12 protein-coding genes and 4 tRNA genes are annotated in these 10398 nt (G+C 34.2%); 10 read left to right on the top strand and 6 right to left on the bottom strand.

The genetic code is table 11. From position 1 onward, the window contains the following. Positions 1 to 8: 8 nt before the first annotated feature. The 4 genes from P8H68_RS01790 (at position 9) to P8H68_RS01775 (ending at position 2537) form a co-directional block, all read left to right on the top strand. Positions 9 to 176, top strand: coding sequence for a Lacal_2735 family protein (locus tag P8H68_RS01790; protein ID WP_300320855.1), 168 nt, complete (start codon positions 9 to 11; stop codon positions 174 to 176). Continuing rightward, a complete protein-coding gene (locus P8H68_RS01785; RefSeq protein WP_300320854.1) occupies positions 173 to 571 on the top strand; it encodes a DUF2452 domain-containing protein in 399 nt (132 codons plus the stop codon). The genes P8H68_RS01790 and P8H68_RS01785 overlap by 4 nt, the downstream gene beginning before the upstream one ends. A 6-nt stretch (positions 572 to 577) precedes the next feature. Beyond that, positions 578 to 1039, top strand: a complete 462-nt coding sequence (locus P8H68_RS01780; protein ID WP_300320852.1) for a TspO/MBR family protein — start codon at positions 578 to 580, stop codon at positions 1037 to 1039. Between the two features lie 196 nt (positions 1040 to 1235). Next, on the top strand, positions 1236 to 2537 hold the full coding sequence (locus tag P8H68_RS01775) for a dihydrolipoamide acetyltransferase family protein (protein ID WP_300320849.1): 1302 nt from the start codon (positions 1236 to 1238) through the stop codon (positions 2535 to 2537). On the opposite strand, the gene pafA is transcribed toward P8H68_RS01775, so the two are convergent. Further along, positions 2534 to 4174 (bottom strand): alkaline phosphatase PafA, encoded by a 1641-nt coding sequence (gene pafA, locus P8H68_RS01770; RefSeq protein WP_300320848.1) that lies wholly within the window; start codon positions 4172 to 4174, stop codon positions 2534 to 2536. The genes P8H68_RS01775 and pafA overlap by 4 nt on opposite strands. Before the next feature lie 127 nt (positions 4175 to 4301). On the opposite strand from pafA, the gene P8H68_RS01765 reads away from it, so the two are divergent. The 6 genes from P8H68_RS01765 to P8H68_RS01740 all read left to right on the top strand — a co-directional run bounded on the left by P8H68_RS01765 (position 4302) and on the right by P8H68_RS01740 (position 6758). After that, positions 4302 to 5042: an ABC transporter permease gene (locus P8H68_RS01765; RefSeq protein WP_300320846.1), complete on the top strand. Its 741-nt coding sequence runs from the start codon at positions 4302 to 4304 to the stop codon at positions 5040 to 5042. Beyond that, positions 5043 to 5810, top strand: a complete 768-nt coding sequence (locus tag P8H68_RS01760) for an ATP-binding cassette domain-containing protein (protein WP_300320844.1) — start codon at positions 5043 to 5045, stop codon at positions 5808 to 5810. A gap of 64 nt (positions 5811 to 5874) precedes the next feature. After that, positions 5875 to 5947: transfer RNA gene (locus tag P8H68_RS01755), tRNA-Lys, on the top strand. Positions 5948 to 5988: 41 nt separating this feature from the next. Further along, positions 5989 to 6069, top strand: a tRNA-Tyr gene (locus P8H68_RS01750). A 25-nt stretch (positions 6070 to 6094) separates the two neighbouring features. Then, positions 6095 to 6167: transfer RNA gene (locus P8H68_RS01745), tRNA-Lys, on the top strand. Positions 6168 to 6344: 177 nt separating this feature from the next. Further along, positions 6345 to 6758, top strand: coding sequence for a hypothetical protein (locus P8H68_RS01740; RefSeq protein WP_300320841.1), 414 nt, complete (start codon positions 6345 to 6347; stop codon positions 6756 to 6758). 142 nt (positions 6759 to 6900) lie between these two features. Here P8H68_RS01740 and P8H68_RS01735 read toward each other — a convergent pair. From P8H68_RS01735 to P8H68_RS01715, 5 genes are all read right to left on the bottom strand, one after another. Next, positions 6901 to 6973 (bottom strand) — tRNA-Gly (locus P8H68_RS01735). Between the two features lie 211 nt (positions 6974 to 7184). Next, positions 7185 to 8117: a peptidylprolyl isomerase gene (locus P8H68_RS01730; protein WP_300320838.1), complete on the bottom strand. Its 933-nt coding sequence runs from the start codon at positions 8115 to 8117 to the stop codon at positions 7185 to 7187. A 103-nt stretch (positions 8118 to 8220) separates the two neighbouring features. Further along, entirely contained in the window at positions 8221 to 9387 is a 1167-nt protein-coding gene (locus P8H68_RS01725) for an ABC transporter substrate-binding protein (RefSeq protein WP_300320837.1), read from the bottom strand. Further along, positions 9356 to 9910 (bottom strand): alpha-ribazole phosphatase, encoded by a 555-nt coding sequence (gene cobC, locus P8H68_RS01720; RefSeq protein ID WP_300320835.1) that lies wholly within the window; start codon positions 9908 to 9910, stop codon positions 9356 to 9358. Before cobC ends, P8H68_RS01725 begins: the two co-directional genes overlap by 32 nt. Next, the coding region (locus P8H68_RS01715; RefSeq protein ID WP_300320832.1) for an adenosylcobinamide-GDP ribazoletransferase at positions 9892 to 10398 on the bottom strand (507 nt) is incomplete at its 5' end. The genes P8H68_RS01715 and cobC, both read right to left, overlap by 19 nt.

Below are 10398 nucleotides of genomic sequence, written 5' to 3'. Positions count from 1 at the left end.
TTTAAAATATGTTTGGGTTATTTAAGAGAAAATCAAAATTAGAATTGTTACAGGAGTCCTATGAAAAATTACTTCGTGAATCTTTTGAACTGTCAAAAATTAATAGAACTGAGAGTGATAAGAAAGTTGTAGAGGCACAGGCTGTACTTAAGCAAATTGAGACCTATCAATTATGAAAAAATCAATACCAGATAATGTAGTCTATAATGATGAAACAGGGAAGTATGATGCTTCTTATAAGGAGTATGGGACAAATGTTTCGGCTCCTTCTATATCGATTCCGAATACAGTTTCATGGAAACAGAATAATTTACAGACAGCAAATGCTCAGTTAAAAGCTAAGTATAAAGAATTAGACGAAATGTTAAGGGAATTCAAGCAAAGTTTTTCTGACAATCAAATGCTATATAATGCTAAGTTTAATTTTGAACCAATAGTAGGGGATAACTATCATTTGTACAAAAATAAAAAAGGAGAGAGTTTTTTGTCTATTTTATCACCAAAGGAGTGTAACTTTGATTTTATAGGAAGTTATGTGTTGAACAGTGATAAATTATGGATTAAAATATAAATTTTAATGAAAACGTTTTTAAGAATATTCTTGTTTTTTGTTTTGAATTTTAGTGCTTTAGGCATCGGTACTTGGCTTATGAATTCTGGACCAACAAGCGATTGGTATGTAAGCATGAACAAAGCTCCTTGGACTCCTCCGGGATGGGTTTTTGGTGCAGCATGGTCTACTATAATGATTTGCTTTTCTTTTTATATGGCGGTTTTGTTAGAAAAAGCTCAAGTAATAAAAGTTTGGAAATTGTTTTTTGTGCAATGGCTGTTAAATATATCTTGGAACTGGGTGTTTTTCAATCAACATCAAATGTTTGTTGCAGCAATTATTTTGATATCGCTGACAGTATTTGTAGGATATTTCATGTTCTTTTATTTAAGAAAAATGAAATATTTTAGTCTTTTAATAGTTCCCTATTTTCTCTGGTTGCTGGTTGCTAATTCATTGAATATCTATGCTATTATAAATAATTAATGTTTTTAAAATATTACGGGAGATTTTAAAACAAAACATTCACATATAAAGTCACTTTCTTCTTAGGAGATAACATAAGATTGTTGTCTATATTTTTACTAAATTTGCGAAGCATTAAAATAATGAACTTAGCCCATCATATGGCGGTTCAACTATTGAATACAAAGGACTTTTAAGTTCTTGATAAATTGTTACTATGGCTAAATTTGAATTGAAACTACCAAAAATGGGTGAAAGTGTTGCAGAGGCAACAGTTACAGGTTGGTTGAAAGAAGTAGGAGATATAATTGAAGCAGACGAGTCTGTGGTAGAGATCGCTACTGATAAAGTAGATTCAGATGTTCCTTGTGAAGTTTCAGGGACCTTGGTTCAAATTTTACATGATAAAGACGCGGTAGTAAAAGTTGGTGAAACTTTGGCTATTATTGAAGTCGAAGGTGAACTTGAAAATTCCGCTGACGATATTGCTTTGGAAAATATTGATACGACAGTGTCAAAAGCAGCACAGCAAGTTGAAAAAGAAATTGAAAAAGCAGTTGTTTCAAAAACAGCTGTATCAAAAGTTGTTACTTCAGATAGGTTTTATTCTCCTTTGGTTAGAAATATAGCCAATGAGGAAGGAATTTCTCAAGCAGAATTGGATAAAATACCAGGTTCTGGATTGGAAGGAAGAGTGACTAAATCTGATATTTTAGAATATTTAGAAACTCGTGTTGTAGAGAAAAAGACAGAGACTGCTCCAACCGCTTCTAAAACTCAAACAGTTGTACCATTGTCATTAAATGGTGAAGACGAATTGATAGAGTTGAGTAGAATGGGGAAAATGATTTCTGATCATATGATTCATTCAGTTCAAAAATCGGCTCATGTACAGTCTTTTATAGAGGTTGATGTTACTAATCTAGTTACATGGAGATCTCATAACAAAGATGCTTTTCTGAAAAGAGAAGGAGAAAAGCTTACCTATACTCCAGTATTCATGATGGCAGTTGCTGCTGCGATTAAAGAATACCCATTGGTGAACTTATCATTCGATGGAGATAAAAAAGTAGCGATTAGAAAAGATATCAATCTTGGACTTGCTGCAGCTTTAGGTGACGGAAATTTAATTGTTCCTGTAATTCATAAGGCAGATGAGTTGAACCTTATCGGAATGGCTAAAGTTGTAAATGACCTTGCGTTGCGTGCGAAAAACAATAAGTTAAAACCGGATGAGATTCAGGGAGGAACTTATACAGTGACAAACGTTGGTGGTTTTGGAAGTTTATTCGGAACACCGATCATCAACCAGCCAGAAGCAGCGATTTTAGCAATTGGAGCGATTCGTAAAGTGCCAGCAGTACTTGAAACTCCAGAAGGGGATGTGATTGCAATTCGTCAAAAAATGTTTTTATCACACTCTTATGACCATAGAGTTATCAACGGCGCTTTGGGTGGACTTTTTATTAAGTTTATCAAAGATTACCTTGAAGCTTGGGATGCTGAAGGGGCATTTTAATTTTTTAAAGCCTCTTCTATTACTTTCCCTGTTACGCCATTTGGAAACTCAATTTCTAATAGGTTGCAAAGGGTAGGTGCAATATCAATGATTGGGTAATATTTTGCTGAAGATCCCGGCTGAATTCCATTTCCGAAAAACAATAAAGGAACATGAGTATCATAACTGTATCCACTACCATGGGTAGTTCCAAAAGAATCATGACCTTGGAGTACAGATGGATTTGGTATTAATATCACATCACCTGATAACTTTTGATTGTATCCTTGTTGTACCAAACTATAAATTCCGTTGTGAAACTCACTTGTTTCTAGGGTTTGGGCGGTAATTGTTTTGTACACTTGATTAAAGTTTAGCAATTCTCTCGCAAAAAAGTTTTGTAATTCTATAAGGGATAATTTCAAACGTTTCAATTCCTCTTGGTTGAAAAATAACTGATAGTTTGAAATGTTTTCTACTATGTTGTCAGAACCATAATTCTCAATTGATAATTGTTTTACCAAAGATTTTAATTTAGAACTTTCAAAATGTCCACTAGGTATTCCTAAGGTTTTTAAATAATTTGGAGTTTGTGCAACAGCATGATCTGCGGTTAAAAACAGAGTGTAGTTATTTTTACCAATAGTTTTATCCAAATAAGTCAGGAGACGTTCTATTTCCAAATCCATTCGTATATAAGTATCTTCAATTTCTTTAGAATCCACTCCGTATTTATGACCAACATAATCTGTACTAGAATAACTAATAGTTAAAAAATCGGTTGTACCTTCAGTTTGTCCTAAGTTTTCATTTTTGATAGCAGCCAAAGCAAAATCTGTTGTCAAAGAATTTCCAAAAGGAGTAGATTTCAAAATATTAGAACCTCCATTTTTTGCTTTTAAGACCGGAAGTTTATGAGGGAAAACCGGTTTTTCTTCTCCTTTGAATGTCCCTTCATAAGGATTATCATCTGCCATACTTTCCGTATAAGTCTCGATAGGGTAATAGGTATTCCAATCCTTTTCTAAGTACTTGTCAATAGAACCTCCATTGTTGTACTCTTGTACCCATTTAGGAAGTACTTTCGTGTAATAACTACTTGATATCCATTGAGATTTTTTACCTCCTTCAAACCAATATACACCGTCTCCTGTATGTCCTGCTGGTAATATGGAAGATCTATCCTTAATGGCAATACTAATCGTTTTGTTTTTTAAATTTTGAGCGAGTTTCAATTGATCCGTTACCGTTGTGGTATGCATTCGGTATGGCGACTTTTGACCTGAATTGGTGTTTGTACCCACAGAAGTATAATTTGAATCATCTACACAATAGATGCTTTTTTTTAGAAATTTATCATACCAATCATTTCCGATGATACCATGGTTTTGTGGAGTGGTCCCCGTATAGATAGAAGCATGTCCTACAGCTGTGTATGTTGGGACATAGTTATAGTGCGTGTTTTCTACATGAAAGCCTTTGTTCATTAATCTTTTAAAACCATCATTTCCATATTTATTTTCAAATCGATATAAATAATCATAACGCATTTGATCTACTACAACACCAACTACTAGCTTGGTTTTTTTAGTTTTCTGGGCAAATGATGTTGTCAGAGAAAATTGAATTGCTAAGAATAAAAAAATTGCGTTTCGCATAAGGCCTATTGTTTGGCATAAAATTAGTCAATTAATGTTACATTACAGGACAGAATTAGAGATTCTATTCCTTGTTTTAATTCAAAATAGTTTCTGATTATTTAATACTTTAGCAAAAAAATAATACATGAATTATATAGAACATATCGGTAAGTATTTTATGATGCTTAAAGAGGTTTTTAAAAAGCCACAGAAGTGGAATGTTTTCCGAGAGGCTTTGTTTAGAGAGATTGAAGATTTAGGTTTGAAATCTATCGGGATTGTTTCGTTTATTTCATTTTTCGTTGGAGGGGTGGTTGCGATACAAACGGCACTAAATGTAGATAGTCCATTGATTCCTAAATATCTTATTGGTTTTGCGACCAAACGATCCATGATACTAGAGTTTGCACCAACTTTTGCTTCGGTTATTTTGGCCGGTAAGGTCGGTTCATTTATAACCTCTAGTATTGGTACCATGCGTGTAACAGAACAAATAGATGCCCTGGAGGTGATGGGAATCAATTCATTGAATTATTTAGTATTACCTAAAGTATTGGCAACTGTGTTTTTTTATCCTTTGATAGTAATCGTAGGTATGTTTTTAGGAATTTTTGGAGGTTGGGTAGCCGGTTCTTTGACAGGCTTATTTCATTCTGCAGATTATATAGGGGGTATTCAGTTAGACTTTAATCCTTATTTAGTTCAGTACGCCTTAATAAAATCTGTTGTTTTTGCCTTTTTGATTGCGACGATTCCATCATATCATGGTTTTTATGTGAAAGGAGGAGCTTTAGAGGTGGGGCGCGCAAGTACCCAAGCGGTGGTATGGACTAGTGTAGTTATTATTTTGATGAATTATTTTTTAACGCAAACACTTTTAGGATAGATGATAGAAGTAAAAGGTATACAAAAGAGTTTTGGTGATGCAACTATTTTAAAAGGTGTTGATGCAACATTTGAACGAGGGAAAACAAGTTTGATCATTGGTCAAAGTGGATCCGGGAAAACTGTGTTTTTAAAGAGTCTCCTAGGTTTACATAATCCGGAGGAGGGAACGATTGCATTCGACGGGAAAATTAGTAAAGATTTGGACGAGGACGGCAGAAGACAATTGCGTCAAGATATTGGAATGGTATTCCAAGGGAGTGCTTTGTTTGATTCTTTGACCGTTGAAGAGAATGTAATGTTTCCGATGAAAATGTTTACAGATAGATCTATGTCAGAAATGATGGATCGAGTAAATACAGTTTTGAAAAGGGTAAACTTGACGAATGCCAATAAAAAATTCCCTGCAGAACTTTCAGGAGGAATGCAAAAACGTGTTGCGATTGCAAGAGCTATTGTGATGAATCCAAAATATTTGTTTTGTGATGAACCAAATTCTGGCTTAGATCCTAAAACAGCAATCGTCATAGATAATTTAATTCAAGAAATTACAGCTGAATTTAAAATCACAACGGTAATAAACACGCATGATATGAACTCTGTGATGGAAATTGGAGAAAAAATTATTTTTTTAAAAAATGGTTTGAAAGCATGGGAAGGAACTAGTAAAGATGTCTTTAAAACTGATAATGAATCGGTTGTAGATTTCGTGTACAGTTCTAATTTATTCAAGAAAGTTCGACAAGCATATTTAGATGAAATTAATTAAAAAAAATGTTTGTTTTATTGGAATAAGGTTCTATATTTGCACCCGCTAAAACAAAGGAAATAATGACCTGGTAGCTCAGTTGGTAGAGCATCTCCCTTTTAAGGAGAGGGTCCTGGGTTCGAGCCCCAGCCCGGTCACTAATTTAGTCTAACTAAATTTTCCTTTTTATTGAAATATTGGTGAGATACTCAAGTGGCCAACGAGGGCAGACTGTAAATCTGCTGCGCAAGCTTCGTAGGTTCGAATCCTACTCTCACCACAATATTTCTTTTGCTTTTAGCAATGACCTGGTAGCTCAGTTGGTAGAGCATCTCCCTTTTAAGGAGAGGGTCCTGGGTTCGAGCCCCAGCCCGGTCACAGAAAAGTCTGCAATGTATTGCAGACTTTTTTTTGTCTATATTTTTCTGTGTTTTTGTCTATTTGTGCGCTGAATAAACCATTTGTTTCCCTTCTTTGATTGTTTATTGCCTTTTTGTATTTTAGTTATAAGTAATCTTGTAACATAAATAATAACCCATTAAATAGATTAGAATTATGAAAGCAATTGGATTTAAATTAAGAGGATTAGTGACATTGTTAGTGTTGACTGTTGGATTGGTGTCTTGGAGCTCTGATATAGACTCTAAGGATGTTGTAAAGGAAGAATCAGTAACAATATTAAATATTGATAAAGGTTTTACAGCAGCCATTAAAATGGATTTTGAAATAGAATATACAGCCAAAAGTGGTAGAGAAGTTGCTATTGAATTACGTGAAGATGGAAAATGGATAGGAGGAAAGGTGATGCAAGTTGAGAAAGGAACTAATAAAGGTGTGATTTCTATCAAATTTCAGAAGGCTCCAAAAGCTGGAAGCAATCATGAGATAAGAATTAATATCAGACCTAAAGGAACAACTTGGAAAGAGGCTTTGAATGGAAATTCTTATAAAAATGTAGTATTGCATTAAGCGAAATGTAATTGTATTACATACAACAATTAAAAAACCAGATAGTAGAAAGGAAATTTCCCAAATACTATCTGGTTTTTTGTTTTAGGGTATACTGAGATTGAATGGCATAAAAAAAGCCTCCTTAAAAAGGAGGCTTTTGAGCGAAAGACCGGGTTCGAACCGGCGACATTCAGCTTGGAAGGCTGACGCTCTACCAACTGAGCTACTTTCGCGTTTGGTATTGCTCTGCAAATATAGTATGTTTCTTTGTTATGGCAAGGGTTTTAGCGCATAAAATTCACATTTTTTTAATGATTTTTTATAACTAATTGTCTCTGAGAAACATGCGATACAGCTACTTTTGCATTTTTTTTAACGACTGTATTTGAAAATAAAAAAGACCTGTTAAAAACAGGTCTTTTCTATATGAATTATAGATTGAAATTACTTTACAGCAACTAATTCTACATCAAAAATTAAGATCGCATCCCCTGGAATAACTCCTCCAGCACCAGCAGAACCATATGCTAAATCAGAAGGAATCACCAAACGAGCTTTGTCTCCTACTTTTAACAATTGAATTCCTTCATCCCATCCTTTGATAACTTGACCAACACCCACGTTGAAATCGATAGGTTGCTTACGTTTGTAAGAGGAATCGAAAACAGTTCCGTCTAATAATTGACCTTTATAGTGAACAGATACTCCAGCTCCTTTAGTTGCTTGAGCTCCATTTCCATTTTCTAATATTTTATAACGCAATCCAGAAGCAGTTTCTTCGTATCCGGCAGAAACTTCATCTAAAATTGCTTTTTGTTTAGCATTTGCTTCAGCGATTCTAGCCTCTCTAGATCCTTCAAAAGTTCTAAAAGCTTCAATTGCATTAAAGTTCTCAGCATCTTCTCCTACACGGATGATCTCTAAAGTTTCAAGAACATCTTCTTGAGCAATTGTATCCACAACATCTTGACCTTCTACTACGAATCCAAAAACAGTATGTTTGTTATCTAACCATGGAGTTTCAACATGTGTGATAAAGAATTGACTTCCGTTAGAAGCAGGACCAGAGTTTGCCATTGAAAGCACACCAGGCTTGTCATGCTTTAATTCTGGATGAAATTCATCATCAAAACTGTATCCAGGACTTCCTGTACCTGTTCCTTGAGGACATCCTCCTTGGATCATGAAATCAGCAATTACTCTATGGAACTTCAATCCATCATAGTATGGGGTTCCCTGAGGTTTTACATTGTTTTCTAAATTTCCCTCAGCTAAAGCTACAAAGTTTCCAACTGTACCAGGTGTTCTGTCGTATGTTAAATTCACCAAAATAGCACCTTTGCTCGTGTTGAATTTAGCGTATAATCCGTTGTTCATTTTAATATGTTTTTTTAAGTGATGCAAATATAGCTATTCTGTATTGATCTACAAGACAACCAGTGAAGCATATATGTTGAATTTATGTTAAATAAAAAAGTTGTTATTTGTCTAGTTTAGAGAAGAATACTGTTTTGTATTCAGGGAGCAACTCTGGGTGCGAAATTTTAATGATATCCTTTAGTAATAAGTCAGGTCTGATAGGGCCTAACTCAAAATAAAACATTCCACCTGTAGCCCCTTTATATTTAGCGAACGTGTACACATTATTATTTTTAAAAGCATCAAATTGAGCATAATGTGGATTTGAGTTTAATAATTGCTCTTTGGTTTCATTCATACTACAGCCAATCCAGATATCTGCGTGTTGTCCTTTTTCAAATACACTTTCAAAATTTAAAGATAAACTGCCTGTTCCCTTGGTATTCTCCCATAAATAATTGATTTGAGCATCTTTAAAATAAGTAGCAATAAAACTTTCTCCAGCAGGTAAGTACCAAACATCTTGAAATATAGAACCTGATAAAATAGTAGGTTTGGTTTTTACTTTATGACTAGCTATTTTTTTTGCTTTCAAGTATTCTTGTTCAATATGAGTGAAAATGCTATCTGCCTTTTTAGTTTCGTTAAAAATGGCCCCGAATACATGTATCCACTCCGCTCTTCCTAGTGGGGTTTCTTCTAGCCAATCTCCGTTCAAAAGTATCGGGATTCCCATCTTTTGAATTGTTGTGAATGATTTATTTGGCTTGTCAACTGCAAAACTCATCACTAATTCAGGAGATAAGTCTAATAAAATTTCTGTGTTGATATGTTCTTCTTTTCCAATTTCTTTCACTTGTTTGTGGTCAACAAGTTTTCTTGTTTTTGGAGAGGAAATAAAATTAGTATTAGGAAAGCCTACCAAAGTGTTTTCTTTTTCTAACAATTCTAGAAGCGGTATATGTGACGTAGAGGTTACGATGATTTTTTCTACTGGAGTTCTTATGATTTGAGTATTGTTGTTTGTGTTAGGAACTTTTTTTTCCTTTGGAACAAGCAGATATTCATATTTTTTTTCTGCATTTTTATAGGGATTGCTGATAGTTATTTTTTGGAAGCCATTTTCTTGAGTAATTGAGAAGCCTTTAGCGTATTTTAAGGTTTTATGTGGTGAAACAGAATCCTTTTTTTGCGGGGCCGTACAAGAGAAGAACAAACCGATAAATAAAAATAGAGTATATACTTTTTTCATGATTTTAAAGGGATGTTTGAACTTGTACAGTTTCATTAATAATTATTTTACTGACTTGACCATAGATGATTTTTATATCAAAAGAATCTTTTAATTCTGTGTGGGTCAAGTGCGCTAATAAGCTTCTTATCGGACCACCGTGCGAAACGATGATTGTTTGTTTTTGGTTGAGAGATTTTATTTCATCAAAAAAATCTAACACTCTTTTGGATAAGTCCGTATAAGATTCACCATTGGGAACTTTTATATTGACAAAGTCCTTCATCCACGGAGTCATTTCTTTTTCTGGAATGTCATTCCATTCTTTCATTTCCCAATCTCCAAAATCTAATTCCATCAATCTTTTATCTATTGTGATGTTTTTATCAAATTTTTGGGCTAACAATACACAACGTTTCAAAGGACTTGAAAATATGTGCACCTCCTTGTCTAGTTTTATTTTGTCTAATATCATAGATACTTCTTTGTCAAAAGTATCTGTGATGTTTAAATCGGTTTGTCCGTAACAAATTCCTTTTTCTATCAAAGGTGTGGTGTGTCTTACCAAATATATTTCCATAATGCAATAAGGGATAGATAATAAACTACTTCAGATAATTGTTGTAATGCTCCGGCACAATCTCCGGTTTGACCTCCAATCCATTTTTTGAAAAACCTAGAGAGCCACCATTTGGTGATTCCTAAAGGAATAATCACTAAAAAAATAAGATGATTTTGAAAAAAAATAAGTGGCAGTAATCCGAAAAACGCACTTGTGATTAAAGAATTAAGAGACATTTTATCAGCAGCAGGTTTGCTTTTGCTATCCTCTGTTTCTCGAACATAGGGATGTGTGAATATCAAAGTGGTAGCTGTGAATCTACTGATGCTATGACCTGAAATAATGGCTAGTGCCACAAACTCAGTTGGAACTTCGTTGAGTGCTAGAAATTTCAATGTAAGAATAAAAATAACCCCAACAGTACCATAGGTGCCCAATCGAGAATCTTTCATAATCATTAAAATTTTTTCCTTGGTCCATCCTCCTCCAAAACCATCACAAACATC

The sequence above is a fragment of the Flavicella sp. genome (assembly GCF_029238425.1).
Classification (GTDB): domain Bacteria; phylum Bacteroidota; class Bacteroidia; order Flavobacteriales; family Flavobacteriaceae; genus Flavicella.
The sequence above is the reverse complement of the archived record's forward strand: the minus strand, read 5'-3'. Positions and strand labels throughout refer to the sequence as shown.

What these genes read in the sequence shown, in the direction of transcription:
- P8H68_RS01790 (WP_300320855.1), top strand. Translation starts at nt 9, where the DNA reads ATGTTTGGGTTATTTAAGAGAAAATCAAAATTAGAATTGTTACAGGAG.
- P8H68_RS01785 (WP_300320854.1), top strand. Translation starts at nt 173, where the DNA reads ATGAAAAAATCAATACCAGATAATGTAGTCTATAATGATGAAACAGGG.
- P8H68_RS01780 (WP_300320852.1), top strand. Translation starts at nt 578, where the DNA reads ATGAAAACGTTTTTAAGAATATTCTTGTTTTTTGTTTTGAATTTTAGT.
- P8H68_RS01775 (WP_300320849.1), top strand. Translation starts at nt 1,236, where the DNA reads ATGGCTAAATTTGAATTGAAACTACCAAAAATGGGTGAAAGTGTTGCA.
- pafA (WP_300320848.1), bottom strand. Translation starts at nt 4,174, where the DNA reads ATGCGAAACGCAATTTTTTTATTCTTAGCAATTCAATTTTCTCTGACA.
- P8H68_RS01765 (WP_300320846.1), top strand. Translation starts at nt 4,302, where the DNA reads ATGAATTATATAGAACATATCGGTAAGTATTTTATGATGCTTAAAGAG.
- P8H68_RS01760 (WP_300320844.1), top strand. Translation starts at nt 5,043, where the DNA reads ATGATAGAAGTAAAAGGTATACAAAAGAGTTTTGGTGATGCAACTATT.
- P8H68_RS01740 (WP_300320841.1), top strand. Translation starts at nt 6,345, where the DNA reads ATGAAAGCAATTGGATTTAAATTAAGAGGATTAGTGACATTGTTAGTG.
- P8H68_RS01730 (WP_300320838.1), bottom strand. Translation starts at nt 8,117, where the DNA reads ATGAACAACGGATTATACGCTAAATTCAACACGAGCAAAGGTGCTATT.
- P8H68_RS01725 (WP_300320837.1), bottom strand. Translation starts at nt 9,387, where the DNA reads ATGAAACTGTACAAGTTCAAACATCCCTTTAAAATCATGAAAAAAGTA.
- cobC (WP_300320835.1), bottom strand. Translation starts at nt 9,910, where the DNA reads ATGGAAATATATTTGGTAAGACACACCACACCTTTGATAGAAAAAGGA.